This window comes from Maribacter sp. 1_MG-2023 (assembly GCF_030547005.1).
Lineage (GTDB): Bacteria > Bacteroidota > Bacteroidia > Flavobacteriales > Flavobacteriaceae > Maribacter.
Window position 1 is genome coordinate 68,912 of the sequence record NZ_JAUOPN010000014.1, and the last position, 24,481, is coordinate 93,392.

Annotated in this window: 23 protein-coding genes; 8 read left to right on the forward strand and 15 right to left on the reverse strand. The window is 33.4% G+C overall.

Going from position 1 to position 24,481, the window contains the following annotated elements; all coding sequences use genetic code 11:
- The 3 genes from Q4500_RS14860 to rsfS are packed head-to-tail and all read right to left on the reverse strand — an operon-like array spanning position 1 to position 3,065.
- Positions 1-612: an LUD domain-containing protein gene (locus Q4500_RS14860; RefSeq protein ID WP_303600402.1), complete on the reverse strand. Its 612-nt coding sequence runs from the start codon at positions 610-612 to the stop codon at positions 1-3.
- A gap of 41 nt (positions 613-653) precedes the next feature.
- Positions 654-2,678 (reverse strand): ATP-dependent zinc metalloprotease FtsH, encoded by a 2,025-nt coding sequence (gene ftsH / locus Q4500_RS14865; protein WP_303600403.1) that lies wholly within the window; start codon positions 2,676-2,678, stop codon positions 654-656.
- 12 nt (positions 2,679-2,690) lie between these two features.
- A complete protein-coding gene (gene rsfS, locus Q4500_RS14870) occupies positions 2,691-3,065 on the reverse strand; it encodes a ribosome silencing factor (protein WP_303600404.1) in 375 nt (124 codons plus the stop codon).
- Positions 3,066-3,158: 93 nt separating this feature from the next.
- Here rsfS and Q4500_RS14875 point away from each other — a divergent pair, with 93 nt between their 5' ends.
- Positions 3,159-3,890, forward strand: coding sequence for a biotin--[acetyl-CoA-carboxylase] ligase (locus Q4500_RS14875; protein ID WP_303600405.1), 732 nt, complete (start codon positions 3,159-3,161; stop codon positions 3,888-3,890).
- Here Q4500_RS14875 and Q4500_RS14880 read toward each other — a convergent pair.
- Both Q4500_RS14880 and pyrE read right to left on the reverse strand, forming a co-directional pair.
- Positions 3,887-4,279, reverse strand: a complete 393-nt coding sequence (locus tag Q4500_RS14880) for an SRPBCC family protein (RefSeq protein ID WP_303600406.1) — start codon at positions 4,277-4,279, stop codon at positions 3,887-3,889. The genes Q4500_RS14875 and Q4500_RS14880 overlap by 4 nt on opposite strands.
- Positions 4,280-4,281: 2 nt before the next feature.
- Entirely contained in the window at positions 4,282-4,926 is a 645-nt protein-coding gene (gene pyrE / locus Q4500_RS14885; RefSeq protein WP_303600407.1) for an orotate phosphoribosyltransferase, read from the reverse strand.
- Between the two features lie 7 nt (positions 4,927-4,933).
- On the opposite strand from pyrE, the gene Q4500_RS14890 reads away from it, so the two are divergent.
- Positions 4,934-5,524 carry an NUDIX hydrolase gene (locus Q4500_RS14890; RefSeq protein WP_303600408.1) on the forward strand — a complete coding sequence of 197 codons (591 nt, stop codon included), beginning with the start codon at positions 4,934-4,936 and terminating at the stop codon, positions 5,522-5,524.
- A 3-nt stretch (positions 5,525-5,527) separates the two neighbouring features.
- Here Q4500_RS14890 and Q4500_RS14895 read toward each other — a convergent pair whose 3' ends face one another.
- From Q4500_RS14895 to Q4500_RS14920, 6 genes are all read right to left on the reverse strand, one after another.
- Positions 5,528-7,270, reverse strand: a complete 1,743-nt coding sequence (locus Q4500_RS14895; protein WP_303600409.1) for a M14 family metallopeptidase — start codon at positions 7,268-7,270, stop codon at positions 5,528-5,530.
- A gap of 66 nt (positions 7,271-7,336) precedes the next feature.
- Complete coding sequence (locus Q4500_RS14900) at positions 7,337-7,741, reverse strand: two-component system response regulator (protein WP_303600410.1); 405 nt, start codon at positions 7,739-7,741, stop codon at positions 7,337-7,339.
- Complete coding sequence (locus Q4500_RS14905; protein ID WP_303600411.1) at positions 7,728-9,581, reverse strand: PAS domain S-box protein; 1,854 nt, start codon at positions 9,579-9,581, stop codon at positions 7,728-7,730. The genes Q4500_RS14900 and Q4500_RS14905 overlap by 14 nt, the downstream gene beginning before the upstream one ends.
- A gap of 114 nt (positions 9,582-9,695) precedes the next feature.
- Complete coding sequence (locus Q4500_RS14910; protein ID WP_303600412.1) at positions 9,696-11,537, reverse strand: PAS domain-containing protein; 1,842 nt, start codon at positions 11,535-11,537, stop codon at positions 9,696-9,698.
- Between the two features lie 123 nt (positions 11,538-11,660).
- Complete coding sequence (coaD, locus tag Q4500_RS14915; RefSeq protein ID WP_133674577.1) at positions 11,661-12,113, reverse strand: pantetheine-phosphate adenylyltransferase; 453 nt, start codon at positions 12,111-12,113, stop codon at positions 11,661-11,663.
- Between the two features lie 31 nt (positions 12,114-12,144).
- Positions 12,145-13,119, reverse strand: coding sequence for a D-alanine--D-alanine ligase (locus tag Q4500_RS14920; RefSeq protein WP_303600413.1), 975 nt, complete (start codon positions 13,117-13,119; stop codon positions 12,145-12,147).
- Between the two features lie 175 nt (positions 13,120-13,294).
- On the opposite strand from Q4500_RS14920, the gene Q4500_RS14925 reads away from it, so the two are divergent.
- The 4 genes from Q4500_RS14925 to Q4500_RS14940 all read left to right on the forward strand — a co-directional run bounded on the left by Q4500_RS14925 (position 13,295) and on the right by Q4500_RS14940 (position 16,180).
- Entirely contained in the window at positions 13,295-13,885 is a 591-nt protein-coding gene (locus Q4500_RS14925; protein WP_303600414.1) for a PASTA domain-containing protein, read from the forward strand.
- Entirely contained in the window at positions 13,886-14,917 is a 1,032-nt protein-coding gene (locus tag Q4500_RS14930; RefSeq protein WP_303600415.1) for an RluA family pseudouridine synthase, read from the forward strand.
- Between the two features lie 90 nt (positions 14,918-15,007).
- Positions 15,008-15,769 carry a peroxide stress protein YaaA gene (gene yaaA / locus Q4500_RS14935; protein ID WP_303600416.1) on the forward strand — a complete coding sequence of 254 codons (762 nt, stop codon included), beginning with the start codon at positions 15,008-15,010 and terminating at the stop codon, positions 15,767-15,769.
- Between the two features lie 45 nt (positions 15,770-15,814).
- Positions 15,815-16,180 carry a hypothetical protein gene (locus Q4500_RS14940; protein WP_303600417.1) on the forward strand — a complete coding sequence of 122 codons (366 nt, stop codon included), beginning with the start codon at positions 15,815-15,817 and terminating at the stop codon, positions 16,178-16,180.
- 2 nt (positions 16,181-16,182) lie between these two features.
- Here the strand turns inward: Q4500_RS14940 and Q4500_RS14945 are convergent, their stop codons facing one another.
- On the reverse strand, positions 16,183-16,311 hold the full coding sequence (locus tag Q4500_RS14945; protein ID WP_073247302.1) for a 30S ribosomal protein THX: 129 nt from the start codon (positions 16,309-16,311) through the stop codon (positions 16,183-16,185).
- Between the two features lie 83 nt (positions 16,312-16,394).
- Between Q4500_RS14945 and Q4500_RS14950 the strand changes: the two genes are divergently transcribed.
- On the forward strand, positions 16,395-17,063 hold the full coding sequence (locus Q4500_RS14950) for a uracil-DNA glycosylase family protein (protein ID WP_303600418.1): 669 nt from the start codon (positions 16,395-16,397) through the stop codon (positions 17,061-17,063).
- A 297-nt stretch (positions 17,064-17,360) separates the two neighbouring features.
- Positions 17,361-19,907: a phosphoenolpyruvate carboxylase gene (locus Q4500_RS14955; protein ID WP_303600419.1), complete on the forward strand. Its 2,547-nt coding sequence runs from the start codon at positions 17,361-17,363 to the stop codon at positions 19,905-19,907.
- Between the two features lie 73 nt (positions 19,908-19,980).
- On the opposite strand, the gene Q4500_RS14960 is transcribed toward Q4500_RS14955, so the two are convergent.
- The 3 genes from Q4500_RS14960 to Q4500_RS14970 form a co-directional block, all read right to left on the reverse strand.
- On the reverse strand, positions 19,981-22,065 hold the full coding sequence (locus Q4500_RS14960) for a hypothetical protein (RefSeq protein ID WP_303600420.1): 2,085 nt from the start codon (positions 22,063-22,065) through the stop codon (positions 19,981-19,983).
- Between the two features lie 189 nt (positions 22,066-22,254).
- Entirely contained in the window at positions 22,255-22,563 is a 309-nt protein-coding gene (locus tag Q4500_RS14965; protein WP_303600421.1) for a hypothetical protein, read from the reverse strand.
- A 218-nt stretch (positions 22,564-22,781) separates the two neighbouring features.
- Positions 22,782-24,275: a M20/M25/M40 family metallo-hydrolase gene (locus Q4500_RS14970; RefSeq protein ID WP_303600422.1), complete on the reverse strand. Its 1,494-nt coding sequence runs from the start codon at positions 24,273-24,275 to the stop codon at positions 22,782-22,784.
- Positions 24,276-24,481: the final 206 nt, after the last annotated feature.

Genomic DNA, 24,481 nt, shown 5'->3' on the forward strand with positions numbered 1-24,481 from the left:
CTATAAATCTTCCAGAAGTAAAAGATAAAGATTTTTAGTACTACTACCATATGTTAGAAAATCATCTGAATTCTCTGCGGTAGCTTTAAAGTGTTTTAATGTAGTGATATTGGCCGGTATTCTTTGACCATATTTTTTCTTGATGGTCTTTAGACCTTCACCTATAGATTCAACCAATTGGCTGGTTGTTGCGAAAACTACAACGTTACTTGGTAGTTCATTTACTTTTTTCTCTTGTAGTTGATTAGAACATACAAGAATACTTCCATTTTGAGCGATAAGATGCTCGCAAGTGGTAAAGAAGACCTCGCTATCACGAGATTTATCTGTAAAAGTAATAGCTTCTTTTGAGAATTTTTGGGCTAGCCTTTCATTGAGAACAAAGAAAGGCTCACTCTCCCAATTATTTTCGGTAACAATATTTTCTATTGCCCTGGAAACTTCTAAATCAGAATCACAATAAATAAATTTACCGCCATTCTGTTTAAAATGGATAGTAAATTTTTCATCAACAGGGATATTTAAATCTGGCATGTGGTCGCCACGCGTTTCAGCAGTTTCTTTCGAAACTTTCTTCTTACCACCACCAAATAAAATATCTAAAAACCCCATTTACGTTGTTGAAATAATTGCTAAACTAAAGTACTGCAATTTTATTTAATCTCTGTAATTTCTTCCTCTTCCGTTTTTGAATCTGAATCTGAGTCAGAGTCTGAATCTTTTAACTTTTCAAGATTTTTTTTATTTTCTAAGGCTAGAATATCTTTTTCAAAATTTCTTACACCAAATATTTTTTCCAAATCTTCTTTAAATATAACTTCTTTCTCTAATAATCGTTCGGCCAAAGTCGTTAATTTGTCCTTATTATCTGTAAGAACTTTAATCGCTCTTTGGTACTGCTCTTCTATTATTTTAGATATTTCAGCATCTATTTTTCGAGCGGTATCTTCACTATATGGTTTTGAGAAGCCATAAGAATCTTGCCCGGCAGAATCATAATAAGTTATGTTTCCTATTTCATCATTAAGGCCATAGATAGTTACCATTGCACGAGCTTGTTTAGTAACTTTCTCTAAATCACTTAAAGCACCAGTAGATATTTTATTGAAAATAACTTTCTCAGCAGCTCTACCGCCCATTGTTGCACACATTTCGTCCAACATTTGTTCTGGTCTTACAATTAAACGCTCTTCTGGTAAATACCATGCAGCACCTAAAGATTGACCTCTTGGTACGATAGTAACTTTAACTAAAGGCGCAGCATGCTCTAACATCCAACTTGTGGTTGCATGACCAGCTTCGTGATAAGCGATAGTTTCCTTCTCGCCAGGAGTAATTATTTTATTTTTCTTTTCTAGACCACCAACTATTCTGTCAACAGCATCTAAGAAATCTTGTTTAGAAACAGCTTTTTTCTCTTTTCTAGCTGCGATTAAGGCCGCTTCATTACAAACATTAGCAATATCTGCACCAGAGAAACCAGGAGTTTGTCTTGCTAAAAATTCAGTATCTAAAGTTTCTGATGTTTTAATAGGTCTTAGGTGTACTTCGAAAATTTCTTTACGCTCACGTATGTCTGGTAAATCAACATATATCTGTCTATCAAATCTACCAGCACGCATTAAAGCCTTATCCAATACATCAGCACGGTTAGTTGCTGCAAGTACAATAACATTTGTGTTTGTACCGAAACCATCCATCTCAGTTAATAATTGGTTCAATGTATTTTCACGCTCATCGTTAGAACCGGTAAAGTTATTTTTACCTCTAGCTCTACCAATAGCATCAATCTCATCAATGAAGATGATAGCGGGCGATTTGTCTTTTGCTTGTTTAAAAAGATCACGTACTCTAGAAGCACCAACACCTACGAACATTTCAACGAAATCTGAACCTGAAAGAGAAAAGAAAGGCACTTTAGCTTCACCTGCAACGGCTTTTGCTAAAAGAGTTTTACCTGTTCCTGGAGGGCCTACTAATAATGCACCTTTAGGAATTTTACCACCTAATGAAGTGTATTTGTCTGGGTTTCTTAAGAAATCTACAATCTCTTCAACTTCTTCTTTTGCACCTTCTAGACCGGCAACATCTTTAAAAGATGTTCTAGTGTCTGTTTTTTCGTCAAATAACTTAGCTTTAGATTTACCAATATTAAATATTTGACCTCCAGCGCCGCCGCCGCCGCCGCCAGACATTCTACGCATTAAATATATCCATATACCAATGATTAATACAAATGGTAATAAGGATAGCAAGAAATCTAAAATGGCTGTAGATTCTTTACCAAATTCAATAATCGTATCTAAATTATTATCTTTTTTGATTTCAGTTATTTCATTTTGAAATATTTGAAGATCACCATAGTCTAAAGTGTACTGTGGCAAATTGCCTGAAGATGGAAGAAATGATTTTTCATTTAAATCTTTATGTACATCTTTAGCAATAGCTTCATCTTTTAAAAAGACCTTTGCTTGATTGGTGTTTGTAATAATTAGAATCTTCTTTACATCACCATTTCTTAAGTACTGTTGTAATTCTGAAGTAGTCGTTTTATTGGTACTAGCTAAATCATCACTATTGAATAATTGAAATCCAATTAGTAATACTGCTACTAATCCATAAATCCACCAAGAGCTAAACTTTGGTTTTTTCGGATTTGTTTTGTTTTCTTTTGCCATTTTATTTTTTTATTAGTTTACGCTACTTTCTATGGTTGTGAATTTTGCATCTCCCCATAAACCTTCTATATCATAGAATTCTCGTACTTGCTTTTGGAATACATGAACTACTACATTAACATAGTCCATTAATACCCATTCGGCATTTTCTTCGCCTTCTACGTGCCAAGGTTTATCTTGAATCGCTTTACTTACTGTTTTTTGGATTGAACCTACAATTGCATTTACATGCGTATTTGAAGTACCGTTACAAACTATGAAGTAATCGCAAACGGTATTCTCAATTTCTCTTAAATCTATAAGGTTAATGTTATGACCTTTTACTTCGTCAATTCCCTGAATTATTAATGCAATTAACTCATCTTGGCTAGTTTTACTTTCCTGCATTCAAAAATTTTAGTTTTTACAAAGTTATTATTTTTTTGTTCTTTTATGACTAGTTTTTAACAATAGATTATAGATTCACAATAAGAACAGTAAATGCAAATAATCAAACTTGATGCCACGCAATCTACAAACACCTATTTAAAGGAGTTGTCATTTGAAAAAGATTTGGAAGATTTTACTATAATTAGAACTAGAGATCAAACTTCTGGCAGAGGTCAAATGAATGCAAAATGGGAGTCTGAGCCAGGTAAAAACCTAGCGTTCAGTATATTGAAACAAAATATAGATGTGCCTATTAATGAAGTTTTTTTGGTAAGTGTTTGTGTGTCTCTCTCGATAATTGATGGTTTAAAACGTTTAGGAATACCTGATTTGAGTATAAAATGGCCTAACGACATTCTGTCAGGTAATAATAAAATAGGAGGTATTCTTATCGAAAATATTTTGTCTGGATCTAAAATAAAACGAAGTATAGTTGGTTTTGGGTTGAATGTGAATCAAGAAGTGTTCGAAAAAGCTCCAAATGCGTCTTCATTAAAAAATATTGTGGGTACCGTATTTGATCTGGATTCGGTTTTTTATTCAATTATTGAACAGTTGCATTTGTATTTAAACAAACCAATAGATTCTTTAGAGCAAGAATTGTATACCCAATATCATTCTTACTTATTTAAAATAGGAGATAGGAGTAGTTTTAAAAATCAAGACGGTTCACTATTTACCGGCACAATAGAAAAAGTTTCTATTGGCGGTAAACTTATTGTGAAACATGAAAATGGTGATTTTCAAGAATATGGGTTAAAAGAAATACAGCTGTTGTATTAAACTGCACCCAAATTTGTTGATAATGTATTTATGAAATTTGTGATAGGTTTTTTTATCATCATCGCCATCATAGCATTGAATTCACCTTTAAAACTTAAAACGACCTCACTTTTGTCGCTTTCTATTTCTATAATATCTGCAGTTAACGTAAATGGTAGTTTTTCGCTGGCAGCACCTAAAACAATTTGACTGAAAGGTGTCTGTTCTTTTTTCTCCAAAACAATTTCTGGCATTCCTTTTAAAGCAAAAAGAAATCTATTCTCGTTCAAAACTTCAAATTTGTCAATATTCTCTGGCATTAACTGTCTAAAATTAGGCAGGTCATTCAAAAAGTTGAAAGTATCTTCTGTACTTTTAGATACTTGTGTCTTTGGTGTTTCTATTAACATAACTATTTATTTGTCCATTTTGAAGGGTCTTTCCTCCATTCCATTAATGTAATTAACTGCTCTTCTTTTACATAACCAGTATCAGATGCTTGTTCAATAAGATATTCGTAGCTACTTAAAGTGTGCAGTTCGGTATTTTTTTCTTTAAAGTTATTTGCAGCTGTTTCAAAACCATAAGTAAAAACGGCCAACATACCTTTTACGTTCGCATCAATAGCTCTTAAGGCATCTACAGCGTTTAAACTACTTTTGCCAGTACTAATCAAATCTTCAATGACCACAACTGTTTGGTGTGCTTCTAAATGACCTTCTATCTGATTTTGACGACCATGAGATTTAGGCTCAGGTCTTACGTATACGAAAGGTAAATTAAGTTTATCGGCAACTAGAGCTCCTATTCCTATTGCTCCTGTAGCAACCCCAACGATACAATCTGGCTTGCCATAAAGTTGTTCCACTTGCTTTGCCATTTCATCCCGAACGTAGTTTCTGATGATAGGATAAGAGAGTAAAATTCTATTGTCGCAATATATTGGAGATTTCCAGCCCGAAGCCCATGTAAAAGGATTTTCGGGTTTCAATTTTATTGCATTAATTTGCAGGAGAAGCTCTGCTGTTTTTTTTGCAGTATTTTTGTCTAAAACCATGACGCAAATGTATAAAGTTTTTGTTAATGAATTGCCTTTGATTTTGACAAATAAACTCTCTGATACTACAAATGGGGAGTATTTTTTGTTAAATCAAGAATCTATTGAAGATGCAATAAGTTCATTGAGGAAAGGGAAGTTGAAAGAAGCGTTCATTTATCACCCTAACCACGATGAAATTTTAAAGAAGTTTACTAAAGAAATTCCTTTGGTCATTGCTGGTGGTGGCGTGGTTAAAAATAAGAAAGGAAAAGTACTTTTTATCTATAGAAACGATAAATGGGATTTACCAAAAGGTAAGTTAGATAAGGGTGAATCTATAGAAGAATGTGCTATTCGCGAAGTTGAAGAAGAAACTGGCGTAAGAAATCTTGTTATTGAGAGTTATATACGTACCACCTATCACATTTTTAAACGTAACGGAGTTAATAAATTGAAACAAGTATATTGGTACGCTATGAGTACCGATTTTGAAGGTACATTAAAACCTGAAAAAAAGGAAGGAATATTTAAAGTGAAATGGAAAGGACCAGCTAAAATTCAAAAGGCTCTTGAGAATTCTTACATAAATATTAAAATCTTATTCGGCGAAGAATAGGTTTTATTTTTTGATTCTATACACCGGATATTGTAAATGTGCCTTTTCATAAAGATCACTTTGTTTAAAAAGCCAGTCTAATTGCTTGTACCAGTTTTCATTGAAATCTGAATCAAGCATTTTTTTATCCTCAAACTTGGCATTTAAAACAGCATCATTTTCTAACATTTTTAATGCAGTATCTTCAAACACATAAGGTGAGAATCCTTCTTTTTGCTGTAGTATGGTGTCAAAGAAATTCCAGTTAAAAAAGGAGTCAACTGCAGCGGGTTCTAATGTTTCTAATAGATATCTGAAACCTGGTTGATTAGTTGGTATTATTATGTCTCCTGCATGAAACATTATACTGCTATTTGTTGTGTTTACGGTAGTGTTATAATGCGGGTAATGACCCTCATAGGGCGATGTATAAGTGTTATAATCATTTATTTTATAAGATTCTACGGCAATTGTAGAATCTTTTTGAAGTGTGGAGTATGTAATTTTATTTAAATCTAATTTTTCAATCACATTTTGCCATTGTCTGCCTAAAATATATGCATCAGGTATTTTAACGGAATCTGATGGTTTATAATAATCTTGATAAGCGACTTCGGTTTCGATCGGCATATCTCGGTTGTACTTTAGTCTTTTTAAACCGGTAACGGCACTGATTATAGTATCTGCCTTAAAGCCTTTAAAAATATAATGAGAAACTTTGGTGGTGTCGATTGTCCAAGCTGTGGGGTAATATTCCTTTTTGTCATAAGATGATAAAGCAGCATCGCGTAGATTTCTGATCTTACCACCATCTTTTTCAGTTATGGAAATCATTTTTCGCATCAATTCATAAGTACCTGCTACACGCTTGTCGTATGGTTTTAACATATGTGTCTCGACCATCATGCCTACAGTATTGAATAGTGTGGTATACCCGGTAGAATATCTCGGGTGGTCTATAAATTGTTGAAATCCCTTTTCTGGGGGAGTATTAAATACATTGACATACGGAGTAATATCCCAATTCGATTTCACTAAAGAATCTTGTAATTGAGGCATCAATGAATCATGAATGTATTCATCTAATTTTCCACCTAATTTATTATGTTGGGTAAATAGATGGGTTAATGTATATTGGTAATCGGCACCATTGCTAACATGGTTGTCTATAAATACATCAGGATTGATAAGATGAAATATTTCGGCAAAAGTAGCAGCGTTTTTGGTGTCGGTCTTAATGAAATCTCTATTGAGATCATAATTTTTGGCATTACCTCTAAATCCGTATTCCAGTGGTCCGTTTTGGTTAGCTCTAGAAGTACTATTTCTGTTTAATGCACCACCAACGTTGTAAACAGGTATGGTAGCTATAATCGTCTCTTTCGGAGTTTCGATTTCATTGCTTGCCAAATCGCGAAAAAGTAACATGGTAGCATCAATACCGTCACTTTCACCTGGGTGAATACCGTTGTTAATCAACATCATGGTATTGTTCTCGCCCAATTTTTTAAAATCAAAATCACCTTTTGCACTATAGGTAACCACATGTAATGGTTTACCGCTATCAGTTGTGCCAATGGTCTGTATGTTTATTGTAGAGAATTCTTGAGATAATTTCAGGTAAAAATCTATTACCTGGTCATAAGTCGCAGTTTCAGTCTTGTTCGAAGTTTCGAAAGGAGTGGGGAAATCGGTTTTGGTGTCTTCAACTTTACTTTCGCATGAGAAAAATAGAAGAGCCAACAAGAAGAGTGATAAATTTTTCATGTACAAACAATTAAAGAGGTGATTAGTGCCAATAATTGATTGTAAAAATAGCAATTACTTTGTTGCTTAAGCCAGTTGAGTAATTTCTGTTATTTTATTTCTGTTGATTGGTTTTTGATTGAAAGTTATTAAATGGTGGCTTTTATTTTTAAAAAACTCCCATTGTTTATAATCGCGTGGGTCGATTGATGATGTTACAATGTTAATTCTAATTTTTTCGGTAATTGGTAGCTCGAGAAAGGCTTTTAGAAATTCCCATCCATCCATAATAGGCATATTGATGTCTAAAAAGATAATTTGTGGTATTTGCTGGTTATTATTAAAAAAAGCTGTCATTGCGTCTAATGCAATTTTACCATTGGAATAAGATTCAATCGTGTTGCATTCAACACTTGAAGTTATTAATTTACGTAAACCGAAAACAGTTATAGTATCATCGTCAATAATTGTAATATCACTAATTTTTGTCATTGAAGAAAATTTTAAATTCTGTTCCTTTTCCAGTTTCGCTAGTTACTTCGACTTTACCGTTCATGGCATCAATTTGATTTTTAGTAAGGTATAAACCGATACCTCTAGCATCTTTGTGTTCGTGAAATGTGTTGTACATACCAAATAGTTTTTTTCCATATTTATCTAAATCAATGCCCAAACCGTTATCAGAAATGGTTAAAATAGAATAGTCTCCCTTTTTCTCTGCACTTAAAATTACAAGAGCTTCTCTATCCGGGTGTTTGTATTTTATCGCGTTAGTGATAAAGTTTGTTAATATACTATCTAAGTATGCTGGCACCGATTTTATGTTGAAATTAGACGGAATATTATTTTCAATTCTACCACTGTTAACTGAAATAAAAGGAGATAGATTATCACATGCGTTTACTATCTTATTATTTAAATTTATTTCTTTGATTTCTATATTCGTATTAGTATTTATTGAAACTACTTCATTTAAATTATCTAAGGTCTCTAACAAATTGTTCGAAGCTTTAGTAAGCATAGAAACAATACTTTTCTTTTCTTCTTCATCTTTTTCGGTTTCTAAAAAGTTTAAAAGCATTGAAAAATTAGCTGAATGAGAACGAAGGTTATGCGAAACAATATGTGCAAAGTTTAAAAGCTTTTTATTCTGTACCGATGCAATGTTTATAATATTACGAAGCTCTTTTTCTTTTTCTTTTAGCTTAGAAATATCTAGGCTAATACCCACAAGACCATATGCAATACCCTTATTATTTAACAATGGTATTTTAGAACTCAAAAAAGAAGTTTGTTTACCATTTATAGTGGTTTTAACTGTTTCCTTTCCAATTACAGGTTTAAGAGTATTCATTACCTCTAAATCTTCTTCTCTAGACTTTTCTGCAGCTTCATAAGGGTAGAGTTCAAAATCACTTTTACCTAAAATTTCTTTTGGGTCGTTAACCTCTAAATACTCACATTCTGCTTTATTTATTAAAATTTTTCTAGATTCAGTATCTTTTATATAAACATTGACCGGTAAATTGTCTATTAATGTTCTTAATAGTTTTTCGTTATTAATAATTTTTATGTCAGCTTCTACCTGTTCATGTATGTCTTGAAAAGTACCAATTAAACCGACCATTTCACCTTTGTTAAAAATAGGTTTTCCCCCGGCCATTACCCACTTTTCCTTACCTGTTGCCGTGATAATTTTTAGTTTTAGATTGCTCCATGGCTTTCCTTTATTCTGAGCTTCAAAAAGAGCCATAGATATAGCGTTTCTGCTATGTCCTTCTTTATAATAAAAAAGAGCAGTTTCTATATTTGGATTAAAATCTAGTGATACCTCGTGAATAGATTTTGTGGTAGAACACCAAAATAGTTGGTTGTCTTCGATATTATATTCCCACCTTCCAATTTTGGTGATTTCTGCTTGTTGTTGTAATAATAGATCTTTTTTGTTGAGCTCTAGTTCATTGTTAACGGCGTCGGTAATATTATTTAATTGTATAATTGCTCCTACAATATTCTCATTGGTATCATACCAAGGCGCATTGATCCATTCGAACCAAAGTTCATTGTTTTTAGCGTCCATGGTTTTATGAATACCCATAGGCTGAGGATTACCTTTAAAGCAGTTTTCTAATACCATTTTCCATTTTTCGCTTAAATTCGGAAAAACCGCAAATAAGCTTCTAGAGTTATTACACTCCTCATTTTTATTAAAAATACTCGTCCACTTGTCAGATGTCTGAACAATGTTATAATTAGTATCTACGAAAGCCGTTGGTGTTGGCAATTGTCTAATTAGGTACGATGTATTTGATATTAGGGGAACTTTTATCATGTCGATGTAATTTCTTACGAATGTAGTAGGATTGTAGTTTCTTAGTATATAATTGTTGTGAATGTTGTCATTTACGTTGTAAAATAATCAATAAACTATTTATTCAATTAGTTTTTATTTTTTGTTGAAATGAAACCTAAAAGTAGTCCCTTCATTTGGCTTGCTCTCAACAGTTATTTTGCCATTCATCGCATTCATTTGGTTTTTAGTAATGTATAGACCAATACCTCTAGAATCTTTATTTCTATGAAAGGTTTTGTAAAGTCCGAATAACTGATCACCGTATTTTTCTAAATCGATACCCAAGCCATTATCTTCAATACTTAGAATAATGTAGTTTTTGTTATCTTCAATACTTAAAATGATGATGGGTTTTTTCTCATGACTTCTATATTTAATAGAGTTGGTAATACAATTGGTTAAAATACTATTAAGATATGCGGGTAATGCCTTTACTTGAGTGGTCTCTGGTATTTCATTAATAATTTTACCATGTGTTTCTTTTAATAAGCCAACGACGTTCTGTTCAACAACAAATAGGCTTTCATTTAAAGAAAGCAGTTTTTTCTCTTCATTAATGCTAGACTTTACAGCAATAATCTCTCGAAGCCCTTTTATGGCTTCAGATAAGTTATCTGAAGCGCTGAACAACATATTCATGTATTTGTTACGCTGAATCTTTCCGGTTTCATCATTTAAGAAATTAAGTAACAATGAGAAGTTCGTGGCATGAGTTTTTAAGTTATGAGAAACCATGTGCGCAAAATTAAGTAGTTGCTCATTTTTCTCTCTTGATGATGCAATGGTGTTTTTTAGGTTTCTCTTTAGTTTTGTCTGTGAAGTAATGTTTTCAAAGGTGCATAGCACACTTGTGACGCCTGAGTTACCTTCTACTAAAGTACCTGTCATCTTAATATTGATATTATGATTCTTTTGGTTGGTATAGGTGAACTTAACAGGTTTAAAAGAACCATGTTCTTTTAGCTGGTTTTTAAGTTCAGCGCTTTTGCTTTTGATATATGAGTTTACAAAATTTTTAAAATTATGACCTAAAAAATGCTCTTTTTCAAAAGAGGTAAGTTTTGTAAATTGTTCATTTACATCTAAAAATTTACCAGTAGTAAAATCTATAATTGCTAGTCCGAATGGGACTTTTTCAAATAATGGATACTCGGTAGGCGATTGATTTAAAACATTTATTTTCTGTAATGTGCTTTCATCAATATTTTGAATTGTACCTATTATTCTGGTGCATTTACTTTCCTTGAATTTGGGTCTGCCAATAGTATTAACCCATATAACTTCTCCATCAGACTTTTTTAACTGTAATTTTTCATTCCATGGTTTACCTGAATCAATTGCTTCAGAAACTAATTTTTTAATTATTTCTTGAGATTCTTTGACATAGAAATTGATAGAATTTTCTAGCGTAGGTTGATACTCTGAAGGTAAACCGTAGATTTTATTTACTATTGGGGTCCAATGTAATTCTTCTTTTTGAACATCATAATCCCAACTACCTATTTTCGCAACAGAACTCTTTTGGTTTAGAATAAGTTTAGTCTTGCTAAGTTCCATTTCAAGTTCTTGAGTTTTTGAAATGGGATCTACTTTAATTATAACACCTATAATATTGCCATAACCATCTTTCCAAGGATTTAAGTGCCAAATAGAATCTTTAGAAGAGTATTGGCAATCTTTAGAATTATATTTAAACTTAATATCTCTTAATCCCTCTAGGCTATATTTTAGTCTAGACTTTAAATCTTGAGATAATTCAGAAAAAAGATCAAGAAAGTATTTTCCTTCAATATCATTCAAATCCAATTCAAAATTTGCTTGCCATCTTGGAGAGGCACTAATCAGTTTAAAATCGGTATCAATGATAACTATAGATGACGGAATCTGATTTATCCAATTTAAAGAAAAAGAGGAGCTATTTTGTGATTTAAACATTATTTGGTTGAATTTTCCTACTAATTTATAGGAATATTCTAACTTACGTTTAGCTTTTGTTGTGTTTTTGCTTAAAAGTGTTGTTGAAGTGGTCTACGATGTTGTGAGGCCGATGAACTACATCTATTTTCTTACAGAATCTGGTACTAAGCCCGTATAGTCACCACCGTTGCGTATTACGTCTCTTACAATAGATGAGCTTATATATGATTTCCCCGATGAGGTCAACAAAAACACGGTTTCTATCTCAGATAACTTACGATTAGTATGTGCAATTGCCTTCTCAAATTCAAAATCACCAGGATTACGTAATCCCCTTAAAATAAAATTTGCATCTACTTTCTTACAAAAATCAACTGTTAGACCTGTATATGACTTTACTGAAATAGAAGGCACGTCTTTAAATGCCTCTTCTATAAATGAAATACGCTGTTCTAAACTGAACATGTATTTTTTATCTGCATTTTTTCCAATGGCGATTATTATTTCGTCGAACAGTGTTATGCCACGCATAATAATATCATGATGCCCTAATGTTAAGGGATCAAAAGAACCAGGAAAAATTGCGCGTCTCATAGGTGGGTTTTACGTTTTAAATATAGTTAAATTAAGCCAATGCCTCGTTAATTGCATACTCAAATAACATACCTAGCTCAATGCCAGCTTCTTTAGCTTGTTGTGGTAGTATACTTTCTGTAGTAAGACCAGGTGTAGTGTTCACCTCTAATAAGAAAGGTTCGTTGCCGATAAATATAAATTCACTTCTAGAAAAGCCTGTCATTTTAAGAACATCATATATTCTTTTTGATGCGATAGTTACTTTTTCTAATTGTTCAGGATTTATTCTTGCAGGAGTAATTTCTTGCGATTTACCTTCATATTTTGCTTGGTAATCGAAGAAGTCATTTTCAGAAACAATTTCTGTAATCGGGAAAACTGTTGTTTTGCCATTTAATTTAAGAACACCCACAGATACTTCTGTACCGTCAAGAAAACCTTCAATAATAATTTCATCATCTTCTTTATAGGCGGTTTCTATAGCACCTTTTAACTCTTCAGCTTTATAAACTTTAGTAATACCAAAACTACTACCAGACTTATTAGCTTTTACAAAACAGGGTAGCTTTACCTTATCTATAATATAGGTTTCATTTATTTCATCACCTAAGTTTAGGTAATAAGAAGGTGCAGCCTTAATTCCGTAAGGTTTCAATACACTTAGCAAATCTCTTTTATTGAAAGTAAGAGCTGCTTGATAAAAATCGCAAGAAGTGTGTTTTATTCCTAATAATTCAAAATACGCCTGCATGAGTCCGTCTTCACCTGGCGAACCATGAATGGCGTTAAAAACACAATCAAATGTTATAGAATTGCCGTTCAAAGGGATTGAGAAATCATTACGATCAATTGGCGTTTCGTTACCTGCATCATCTACATAGACCCATTTGTTCTTGAAAACATGTATTCTGTAAAGATTGAATTTTTCTTTGTTCAGGTAATCATAGACCACATTTCCACTTTTAAGCGATATTTTATATTCACTAGAATACCCGCCCATTATAATTGCTATATTTTTTTTCATTTTATGGTCTATTAAGAATGTGAAAGCAAAGATGAAGTATTGAAATAAAATAAAAAAGAAAACGAACAGCATTCATAAAAAATGAATTAAATTTTTTAAGTAAGATGTAACTATAAACCGAAGCTGTTAAAAGGTATGTGGGCATTTACTATATTTGTCGGGTCAAATAATATGTATGAGGAATTTTTTCAATTTTTTAAAAAGTAAGACTTTTTTAATTCAGCTTGGTCTTGCGTTGTTGGTATTAGTAATTGTGATTTTTGTCACATTAAGATACCTGAACAGTACCACCAATCATGGTGAGTTTGTAAAAGTGCCAGATTTTTCAAAAAAATCTGTTATGGACATGAGAAAATCTATTGAAGAAGCAGGTTTAAGATATGAAGTGTTGGACTCGGCAAATTACAATCCAGATTACCCAAGGTTTTCTATCATTGAGCAAAATCCTACGGCAGGTTCAAAAGTAAAAGAGAATAGAAAAATATATTTTACCGTTAATCCGTCAGGATATAAAAAAGTAACCGTCCCCAAAATTATTCAAGTAACCAAGCGTAACGCATCTTCTATGTTGAAGGCAGTGGGCTTAGATGTTCAAAGGGTAACCTATGTAGATGAGTTGGGTAAGGATATGGTATACCAAATAAAATTTAAGGGCAAGTATATTAAGCCTGGCGATAAACTACCTAAAACTTCTAAGATAGAGTTGATTTGTGGTAATGGTAGTATTACAGAAAGAGCGGTAATTAAATCGGAATCTGAAGATTAGATGGAGGAGAATATTGTGCAGCCAGAGAATGAAGATGGAGAGCTTTTTGAGCACCATAGGGTAGTAGCGTCAAAAGGGCAAGAGCCTTTACGTGTAGATAAATTTTTAATGAATTTCATTGAAAATGCTACAAGAAATAAAATACAACAATCGGCAAAAGGCGGTCATGTTTGGGTTAATGATGAGATTGTAAAATCTAATTATAAAGTCAAGGCAGGCGATGAGGTTAAGGTATTATTTGAGCATCCGCCACATGAGTTTTTGTTGGTACCAGAAGATATTCCATTAGATATCGTCTATGAAGATGATGTACTAATGGTAGTTAACAAACCTGCAGGTATGGTGGTTCACCCAGGTCATGGTAATTATTCGGGCACGTTAATAAATGCCTTAATTTTTCATACAGATAATTTACCGGCAAATAGTAACGAGAGACCAGGTTTGGTGCATCGTATAGATAAAGATACCTCTGGTTTATTAGTAGTAGCAAAGACCGAAGCTGCCATGACCCATTTGGCAAAACAATTTTTTGATAAAACTTCTGAACGAGAGTATGTAGCTTTAGTTTGGGGTAATGTAGAAGAAGATGAAGGTACTGTAGTGGGTCATGTAGGTAGAAACCCTAAAAACCGTCTACAGATGCATGTTTTTCCTGAAGGGGAAGAAGGTAAAGCAGCCGTTACCCACTTTAAGGTATTAGAAAGGTTAGGTTATGTTACACTTGTGTCATGTAAATTAGAGACAGGTAGAACACACCAAATTCGTGTGCATATGAAGTACATAGGCCATACGTTATTTAATGATGAACGTTATGGTGGTGAGAAAATTTTAAAAGGAACAACCTTTACAAAATACAAACAATTTGTAGAGAATACTTTTAAATTATTACCTAGGCAGGCGTTACATGCGAAGACATTGGGTTTTGTACACCCAGTAACCGGTGAACATATGAGTTTCGATTCAGAAGTGCCAGAAGATATGACCAATGCTATTGAAAAATGGCGTGGTTACACTAAAAACAGCACAGAATAAGTTTCTTCGATACCGCTATTTAAACTCTTTTGTATCTTTTGTAGGTCTTCCTACTTATCCTGTTTATTTTTGGGCATCTAAAATTGCACTATGAAAATTGTTATTTCTCCGGCTAAGTCATTGAATTACGTAAGTGAGCTTCCAATGGCAAAATTTACTTCTCCAGAATTTATAGAAGATGCTGAAAAGCTAAATAAAATTCTGAAGAAAAAGAAGCCGGCAGCACTTTCAGAATTGATGTCTATTTCAGATAATTTGACGCAACTGAACTGGCAGCGTAATCAAGATTTTACAACACCGTTTACACCAGAGAATTCTAGACCGGCAATATATGCCTTTAGTGGTGATGTATATACAGGATTAGATGCTTATACCTTATCTGAAGAAAAAATGGATAAGCTACAACAAAGCCTTAGAATTTTATCAGGACAATATGGTATGCTAAAACCCCTAGATTTAATGCAGCCTTACCGTTTAGAAATGGGTACTTCATTAAAAATTGGCAGAAATAAGAACTTATATGAATATTGGGGTAGTAGGCTTACTGATCATTTAAATGAAGAAATGACCGATGGTGAATTGCTTGTTAATTTGGCAAGTAATGAATATTATAGTGCGCTACAACCTAAGAATATTAAAGCAGAAATTATTACTCCGATTTTTAAAGATTGGAAAAATGATAAATTGAAAATTATTAGCTTCTTTGCCAAGAAAGCTAGAGGCGCTATGGTGAGGTATATTTTAGACTCAGACGCAAAAACGCTTACTGATATAAAAGGTTTTAATCTAGACGATTATGAATTTAGTCAAGAGCATACCTTAAAAGAAAACCAGCCAGTCTTTATTAGATAAAATATAATCTGCTCTTTTTCGTTCTTAGCTATATAAAATACGTCTATGAAAAGGGTTCTATTGCTTTCTGTAATTTGTGTTGTATTACTATTCTCTTGCACAGATAGAGATGACGAAGTTAACTTGGTTAATATTCGTATTCTAAACAGTACAGAACTTTTGTTTACAGAAGTTCGTGTAGCAGAGAAAGATACTGTTTATGAGAATGTAGAAGCTGGTAAGTTTTCTGAGTATATGGAATTTGAAACTGGCTATGCCAATACTACAATATCAATTCTTACAGATTCAACTAGCTTAAATTATATTCCTGCAGAAGTATCTTCAGACTCATTACCATTAGGTTTTTATACCTACGAGATTACTTTAGATGAAGAAAACCAAGTAGGGCTAACATTTAGAATAGATGATTAAGGTTATTTCTTTTTACTAATTTTTATCTTTTCTTCAATAGTAGGTCTTTTTTTAATTTTACGTGGTCGTCTTGCTCCGTAAGAATTATTAGATATTTTTCCTTTTTTCGACTTTTTATCTCCTTTTCCCATAACTCGTTTTATTAGGTTTCTTTTAAAGTTAGTAATTTAGAAATCATTAGAGCATATTATATGCTCAAGAGAATAAAACTATAATGCAAAACGTATTTAAGCATACACACCCTTACAAACCTTTTATTGACGCTACTACTGAAAAACTAATAGTTGGTACTTTACCACCACCACGTTTTACGACGGGGCAATTGAATAATGGGGATGTTGATTTTTGTTATGGTAGTAGAGACGGACAGTTATGGCCTATTCTAAATAAAATTTTCGATTTAAATCTAGCGTTTGAAACTACTGATCAGGCAATAGAACAACGCAAAGCATTTCTGAGAGATAGAAAGATCGGAGTATGTGATATTGTAGCTTCAGCAGAACGTACAAAAATAGATGCCTCAGATATTGGTATGCAAAATATTGAATTAAGAGATGTGTTGAGTTATTTAGAAAAATATACCAAAATACATACGCTTTTATTTACAGGAGGGAACAGCAAAAATGGCCCTGAATACTTTTTTAGAAAGCATTTAAAAGAGTACTCGGTGTCGCTAGTAAGAATTTCTGATGAAGTACCTAGAATTCATGAATTCACACATCCCATCACTGGTAAAACCATTAAAACAGTTTCTTTAATTACACCTTCTGGGGCGGCAAATAGGGCAGTGGGTAGTCTTGTTGGTTATAAGAAGATGAAGCTGCAAGATCCTACTTTTAATACGATAGATTTTAGAGTGCTACAGTATAAAGATTATTTCTGACCCGAAAAGATATTTTCAAAACTTCTTGAAACTAAAAAGAGTCTTGCTTTTAAAACAAGACTCTTTTACGAGAACACTATATGAAAATGAAAAATTTTATTACTTATTTACCTTGTAAAGGTAGAAAGCATTAGCTGTTTTATGGAATATTTGTTGTCAATACGCACTATTTTGTGGTATACTTCTATGAAAATGATATTTCACAAAAATCATTCTCCAAATTCTCTTGGAATAGCGATATTTATGTTCGAATTTTAGCAAGTTTGCCATAACGATATGGCCCAAAGTTTTTAATATATGCAACAACAAGAAAGGTTGGCAGAATTTAAGAAATCTGTCCAAAATAAGTTTAATGTCTATAACAGTCTATTTTTAAACCTACCCTATAAGAATATTGAGAATGTGGGTATGTTGATTCCGTTATTGCTGAATCAATCTGAAAAGGGATTGAGCGAAGGTCTTAATCCGAAAGAAATTCTAGAAAACTTTTTTGAGAACTTTGTAGAAATAAAATCAGAAAAAGAGCAGATAGATTTTATGTTCCGTATTATCCAGTACGTAGAGCGCCAAGTGGTTCTTTATGATAGTGTAGAAGATGCTGCGTTCCCGAAGTTGCAAAAACATTCTAGTTCTTTATCATTGAAAGATTATTTTCAGTTAGTTGAGAAAAATAATTCATGGGATACTATTTGGGATAAACTGAGTAATTTCAGCGCAAGAATAGTGCTTACAGCACACCCAACACAGTTCTATACACCAGCAGTTTTAGATATAATCACCAATCTTAGAACATTAATCTTAGAAGATAAAATAGATGAGATCGATGTAGGTCTACAACAATTAGGACTCACATCTTTAATAAACGCTAAGAAGCCTACACCTTTAGATGAAGCAAAAAATATTATTTATACATTAAGACATGTATACTATGATGCTATTGGTGAAATGTATGCATATATCAAAGGTAGTGTAGGATCAAAAGCCTTTGAAAATCATGATATAGTAAAATTAGGTTTTTGGCCTGGTGGTGACCGTGACGGTAATCCGTTCGTAACAGCAGATATTACTAGAGATGTAATGAACGAGCTTCGTTTAACTTTAATGAAGTGCTATTACAACGATTTAAAAGGGCTGGTTCATAAACTTACCTTCAAAGATGTACAAGAACCATTACAAAAGCTAAGATCTAATCTTTATACCGCTATGTTCGATAGCTCTAAAGATATTGGTTATGAAGATTTAATTATACCGTTAGAAGAAATCAGATTAATACTTATTGAAAAATATCAGAGCCTTTATTTAAAAGATTTAGAGCTGTTAATTGATAAGGTGAAAATCTTTAAAGTTCACTTTGCAACGATAGATATTCGTCAAGACCATAGTATGCATACTAAGGTGATGGTTGAGGTCTTGAAAAAGAACGGATTGATCAAAGAAGACCTAAGTGAATTATCTGAAGAAAAATTGATTGATATTCTTTTACATGAGAATTTGAATTTGGTAGCAGATGATTATGAAGAAGATATTGTAAAAGATACTGTTAAGAACATACTTCAACTACAGACCATTCAAGATAAGAATGGCGAAGAAGGTTGTAATAGATACATCATTAGTAATTCTGAAGATGTATTCTCTATTCTTTTCGTTTATGCACTATTTAGATGGTGTGGTTGGGCAGGTAAAGATATTACTTTTGATATCGTACCATTGTTTGAAACCATGAACGGAATGGATAATGCGCAGGCTACCATGCAGTTTTTATTCAATTTACCAGAGTATAAAGCGCACGTTAAAAATAGAAATGATAAGCAGACTATTATGCTTGGTTTTTCTGATGGTACAAAAGATGGTGGTTACCTAAAAGCGAACTGGTCTATTTTAAAAACTAAAGAAGAACTTTCAGAAGTTTGCGACGAACATGGTATAGCAGCTATTTTCTTCGATGGTAGGGGTGGACCACCAGCAAGAGGTGGTGGTAAAACACATCGTTTTTATGCAGCACAGACAAATAAAGTTGCAAATAACGAAATTCAACTGACCATTCAAGGGCAGACCATTACTAGTACATATGGTACAAAAGAACAGTTCATTTATAATAGTGAACAGTTATTGACCGCTGGTTTGTCTAATACAATTTTAGAGAAGGAAATTGTTATATCAGATTCAGATAGAGAGCTGATAGAAGAATTATCTGAAATGAGCTTTGAAAAATATGACGACTTAAAGCATCATGATAAGTTTATGCCATATTTAGAAAATATGAGTACGCTTAAGTATTATACAAAAGCTAATATTGGTAGTAGACCAGGTAAAAGAGGGAATAAGGCTAAGTTAGAGTTATCAGATTTACGTGCAATTTCTTTTGTAGGTTCTTGGAGCCAATTAAAGCAAAATGTACCAGGTTATTATGGTATAGGTACAGCTTTAAAAAACTTAGAAGACAGTGGAAGATTTGCTGAAGCTCAGAAACTTTATCAAGAGGTACCATTCTTTCAAGCTTTAATGATGAATAGTATGATGAGTCTTTCTAAATGTTATTTTGAATTGACCAGTTATATGAAAGAGAATGAGGAATACGGGGCATTCTGGGAGATTTTATTGGCAGAATACCAGCTTTCTAAAACCATGCTATTGAAATTGTCAGGTATGGAAATTTTAATGCAAAAAGAAGCAATTTCTAGAGAGTCTATTAAGATTAGAGAGAATATTGTTTTACCGTTATTGGTTATACAACAATATGCACTTCAAAGAATAGGTGAGGGAACGGAGTATAAAGAGTTATATGAGAAAATTGTAACACGATCTTTATATGGTAATATTAATGCTAGTAGAAATTCGGCATAATATTTTTTAGTAAAATTAAAAAAGGCTCTGTAAATTTAATTACAGAGCCTTTTTTTATTGAATTCGTTATGGATTAATGAACCTTGCGAACCACTTTTATATTGTTTGAAATATCAAAACAGCCATTGAACTCATCAAATGTCCAGCCAGGTTCCATACCTGTTAATCCATCTTCGTATCTAATGTAATAGATAAAGCATGTTCCTTCACCGGCAGCGTTAAAATCTACAGCTTGTACATCTGCTAAAGTTGGTGGCAATCCAAGTATTCTACCAGATTCATCTGTAATTATCCAAGAGCTATTTGCTCCTGACGCATTTTCGTTGGTTAAAGTAATACCAGTAACGAAATCAGCAGTTTCATCGACAATAAATTCAAACGGACCTCCCGTAATTGTACCGGCTTCAGGTTTTGTTCTTACCACTGTCAATGGGTTCGATAGTGCAAAATTTCCTGTAACGTTATTTGCATTCATATCTACCGCAAGTCCTGTAATTTCACCTTCGTAACGTGCGTACCATATTAGGCAAGTTCCTGCACCGGCACTGTCAAAATTGACACCTTCTACAGCTTCAAGTGTTGGAGGTAGACCCAATATTTTTCCTTGATCATCAGTAATAACCCAAGTGTTTTGAGTTCCCGTTGCGTTGGAATTATCTAGCGTAATACCATATACATTATCAACTTCACCGTCAACACAAAAGCTAAATGGACCTCCTTCTAAAGTACCTGCATTTACACCTTGTACTCTTTGAACTTCAATAGGGTTAGATAGATCAAAGCATCCGTTTAAGTCTGCAGCGTTATTGCCCATGGCGGCACCTTCTAAACCATCTTCATATCTTAAATACCAAATTAAACAAGTACCAACACCTGCGGCGTCAAAGTTTACACCTTTAACAGCATCAATAGTTGGTGGAAGACCAAGAATATTCAATTCTTCATCTGTAATAACCCATGTGCTATTTGTTCCTGAAGCTTCAGAGGCATCTAGCATAATATCGGTTACATGGTCAGCTTCACCATCTACATAGAATTTATATGGTCCACCAGTTAAAACTCCGGCTTCGGTTTTACTTCTAACCACTTCAATTGAATTAGATAAATTAAAATTCCCCTGTAGGTCATTTGCATTCATATCAACAGCTAGTCCGTTCAATTCACCTTCATAGCGTAAATACCATATTAAGCAAGTACCAGCACCTGCTCCATCAAAATTCACCCCTTCTATTGCTTCTAATGTAGGTGGAAGACCTAAAATTTTTCCTTGTTCATCAGTAATAACCCAGCTGCTATTGCTACCTGTAGATTCTGAACTGTCTAAAGTAATTCCATAAACGTTATCTACTTCACCATCAACACAAAAGTTAAATGGACCTCCTGAAATTATTCCAGCATTTGCAGCATCTAATCGAGTAACTTGAATAGAATTAGACAAACTAAAACAGCCTTCAAGTTCTCCCGCATTCATACCTGCTTCGGCACCGATCAAATCATCTTCATATCGTAAATACCAGATAAGACAAACACCTGCACCTGCCATGTCAAAATCAACTTCTTTTACAGCTTCTAATGTTGGTGGTAATCCAAGAATATTGAGTTCATCATCGGTAATGACAAAAGTACTATTACTACCAATTGCATTTTCACCATCTAAAGAAATATCCGTAACGAAATCGGCATTGCCATCAACGGTAAATTCATAAGGTCCACCTGAAAGAACACCTGCCATGGTTTCGTTTCTTTGCACCTCGATGGAGTTCGATAAATCAAAAGAGCCTTCAAAACCATTGGTATTCAAACCCATTTCGAGTCCGGTTAGTCCTTCTTCATATCTTAGGTACCAAATAAAGCAAGTACCTGCACCCGCAGCATCAAAATCAACACCTTGTACTGCCTCTAAAGTTGGAGGAATACCAAGAATATTATTTTGGTCATCAGTAATTACCCATGTGCTGCTAGTGCCTGTAGCGCTTTCACTGTTAAGGGTTATGCCACTTACCATATCAGGTACACCGTCTACACAAAAAGTAAAGGGTCCGCCGGCAATGTCACCCGATGCAGGTATGATTACATTAGACACGGCATTATCGTCATCTGAGCAACTTGCTATAACTAGCAAGAGCATTAAAATTGATAAAAAGTTGAAATTTTTCATATGTTCTGTTTTTTTTGGTTACAGACAAATGAATAAAAATCATATAACAATGTAATCACAAGAATATCAACTTATTGTGATAACTCTTGTGATAGTTTCGTGATATTTATGGAGTATTACCTATTTTGACAAGCGTCACGGTAATATGTTGATTATTAGAAAGATGGTTGCTTACACTTTTTTATCTATCTAAAAAATGGCAACTAGTGATTTATACCCTTGCCAGCTGCAAGTGCCATCTCTAGTTGTAAAAGTTTCGTAGTCATTACTGATACTATAGGTGTCTATGGTCGTACAACCACCTAATGGAATCTCTCTCAGTTGAAGTTCAAAATGAATAAGATCATTAATATCTGATTGAGATAGAATTTTTCTTTTATTATTTAAGCTAGCCGTTAAAATACCTTCATTGTTTAAAACAGTAATGGTTTGGCGTTTGCCATGAAAACAACCAATAGAAGTAATTTGAATAGTATAGTGTTCGCCATGTTGTAACATTTCAGCAATCGCTTTGTTGTGTATTTATAATTTTCTGTCCGTTTAAAATCTTCTTTGGAAAAACTTGTGTTTAATATGAAAATAGGAATAGCCAAAGGTGCTTTTTAAATATCATAATAGTCTTAATTCAAATATTATGCCGATAATTTTGCTGGTTGAAGGCAGAAGAATCGGCATTTATATAAAAGACTGTAAATAATTTCTAATGTGGCAGAATATTACATTTTAGAACTTAATAGCGCATAAAATGTTTCGATACCATATGCTATTTGCTCAATTTTTAAATTCTCGTTCGGGCTGTGTTGATTGTTATCTGCGTTGACCATTGGTACAATAAATGCCGGAATCTTTAATTCATTGATGAAAGGAGAAATAGGGACAGTACCACCCATTATTCTTATTTGAACGGGTTTTTCTCCGAATTTAGTTTCTATGGTTTTAACGATGCTATTACCAAACGGATTATTCAAATCTGTACGAAAGGCATCTGTAACCGTACCTTCTTTAATGGCAACAATTTTATCATATTTAAGACGGTCTTCCATAGTTGGTTCTGTACTCATAACATGAAAGCCTTGGTTTTTAATATGCTCCTTTACTAATTTTTTAAGTCTGTTGCCATCAGATTCTGGAACTAATCTTAAGTCTAATTCTGCAGTTGCTGTAGCTGGTAAAATTGTTCTAGCCTGATCACCAATCCATCCAGAACCCAATCCTCTGATGTTTAAAGAGGGGTATTGCAATGCTTCTTGGTAAAAGCTTCCTACTTTTTCAGGAGTAGAAATTGCTAAATTATTATTGATTTCTTCGATATTGTCTGGGACACTTTTTAATATTTCTAACGTAGCTTCATCCAAAGTTATTCCATCATAATATCCTTTTATTAAAACTCTGCCATCAGCATCTTTCATGGTAGCTAAAAGTTGCGCTAATTGAAAACCAGGGTTAGGGGCGTAATTTCCGTAATGGCCGCTATGCTGAGGTTTTATTGGTCCGTGAGTGGTGATAGATAATGTAGTGATACCTCTGCAACCATAAATAACGGTAGGTTTACCAGAAACATGAACGGGACCATCATTAATGACTAAGAAGTCAGCTTTAAGTAAATCTTTATATATGCGCACAGCTTGCGGTAATGGTGCACTACTTTTCTCTTCTTCACTATCTAAAATGACCTTTACGTTATAAGGTATTTCAATACCGTCTTTTTTTAGTGCATCAATGGCGTTTAAAAACATAACAATAGGTCCTTTATCGTCAGAAGTAGATCTGCCAAAAAGTCGCCAGTCATAATTAATGTCATCTTCTAAATCTGAAAATGATTCCTTTTTCCAGCCATCATCAGTTTTAGATTTTAGCACTACTGCGTAAGGATCAGGCTGATCCCATTTTTTAGCATCAACAGATTGCCCATCTAAATGCATGTAAAATAAGATGGTAGGTTTAGTATCATCCATTGGTAGGGCAGCAAAGAAAAGTGGTAATCCTTCTGTTTCTAGAATGGTACTATTGAAGCCGCGTTCGGTAAATTTTTTTCTTAGCCAATAGAGGTTAGTATCTATATCATCTGCGTTTAAGGCATCATTAGGTATGGCAACAAATTCTCTTAATTCTACAATTGCATTGGCAACTTTAGATTTTATTAGAATAGAGTCTTGTGAGTAGCCAGAATAAAGAGATATAATTAATAGAAGGGTAAGTAATTTTTTCATGTTCGTTCTCGTGGATATATTCTTTAAATGTAAGCAAAATGGAGGGAACTGTACTCTAATTAGATGGTAGCATTTGTTAAGGTTTTCTATATAAAAAATGAATCAACTTAAAAGTTTCACTTAGCAGTTGCATGTCATTTATGTTAGCACGGGAAAGCCAGCTTTTTAAATCTGTTTTAATAGTAGGGTAGAAAATAAAAAGGTTA

Coding starts and splice junctions, on each gene's coding strand:
- Q4500_RS14860 (WP_303600402.1), bottom strand. CDS start 612: ATGGGGTTTTTAGATATTTTATTTGGTGGTGGTAAGAAGAAAGTTTCG.
- ftsH (WP_303600403.1), bottom strand. CDS start 2,678: ATGGCAAAAGAAAACAAAACAAATCCGAAAAAACCAAAGTTTAGCTCT.
- rsfS (WP_303600404.1), bottom strand. CDS start 3,065: ATGCAGGAAAGTAAAACTAGCCAAGATGAGTTAATTGCATTAATAATT.
- Q4500_RS14875 (WP_303600405.1), top strand. CDS start 3,159: ATGCAAATAATCAAACTTGATGCCACGCAATCTACAAACACCTATTTA.
- Q4500_RS14880 (WP_303600406.1), bottom strand. CDS start 4,279: ATGTTAATAGAAACACCAAAGACACAAGTATCTAAAAGTACAGAAGAT.
- pyrE (WP_303600407.1), bottom strand. CDS start 4,926: ATGGTTTTAGACAAAAATACTGCAAAAAAAACAGCAGAGCTTCTCCTG.
- Q4500_RS14890 (WP_303600408.1), top strand. CDS start 4,934: ATGTATAAAGTTTTTGTTAATGAATTGCCTTTGATTTTGACAAATAAA.
- Q4500_RS14895 (WP_303600409.1), bottom strand. CDS start 7,270: ATGAAAAATTTATCACTCTTCTTGTTGGCTCTTCTATTTTTCTCATGC.
- Q4500_RS14900 (WP_303600410.1), bottom strand. CDS start 7,741: ATGACAAAAATTAGTGATATTACAATTATTGACGATGATACTATAACT.
- Q4500_RS14905 (WP_303600411.1), bottom strand. CDS start 9,581: ATGATAAAAGTTCCCCTAATATCAAATACATCGTACCTAATTAGACAA.
- Q4500_RS14910 (WP_303600412.1), bottom strand. CDS start 11,537: ATGTTTAAATCACAAAATAGCTCCTCTTTTTCTTTAAATTGGATAAAT.
- coaD (WP_133674577.1), bottom strand. CDS start 12,113: ATGAGACGCGCAATTTTTCCTGGTTCTTTTGATCCCTTAACATTAGGG.
- Q4500_RS14920 (WP_303600413.1), bottom strand. CDS start 13,119: ATGAAAAAAAATATAGCAATTATAATGGGCGGGTATTCTAGTGAATAT.
- Q4500_RS14925 (WP_303600414.1), top strand. CDS start 13,295: ATGAGGAATTTTTTCAATTTTTTAAAAAGTAAGACTTTTTTAATTCAG.
- Q4500_RS14930 (WP_303600415.1), top strand. CDS start 13,886: ATGGAGGAGAATATTGTGCAGCCAGAGAATGAAGATGGAGAGCTTTTT.
- yaaA (WP_303600416.1), top strand. CDS start 15,008: ATGAAAATTGTTATTTCTCCGGCTAAGTCATTGAATTACGTAAGTGAG.
- Q4500_RS14940 (WP_303600417.1), top strand. CDS start 15,815: ATGAAAAGGGTTCTATTGCTTTCTGTAATTTGTGTTGTATTACTATTC.
- Q4500_RS14945 (WP_073247302.1), bottom strand. CDS start 16,311: ATGGGAAAAGGAGATAAAAAGTCGAAAAAAGGAAAAATATCTAATAAT.
- Q4500_RS14950 (WP_303600418.1), top strand. CDS start 16,395: ATGCAAAACGTATTTAAGCATACACACCCTTACAAACCTTTTATTGAC.
- Q4500_RS14955 (WP_303600419.1), top strand. CDS start 17,361: ATGCAACAACAAGAAAGGTTGGCAGAATTTAAGAAATCTGTCCAAAAT.
- Q4500_RS14960 (WP_303600420.1), bottom strand. CDS start 22,065: ATGAAAAATTTCAACTTTTTATCAATTTTAATGCTCTTGCTAGTTATA.
- Q4500_RS14965 (WP_303600421.1), bottom strand. CDS start 22,563: ATGTTACAACATGGCGAACACTATACTATTCAAATTACTTCTATTGGT.
- Q4500_RS14970 (WP_303600422.1), bottom strand. CDS start 24,275: ATGAAAAAATTACTTACCCTTCTATTAATTATATCTCTTTATTCTGGC.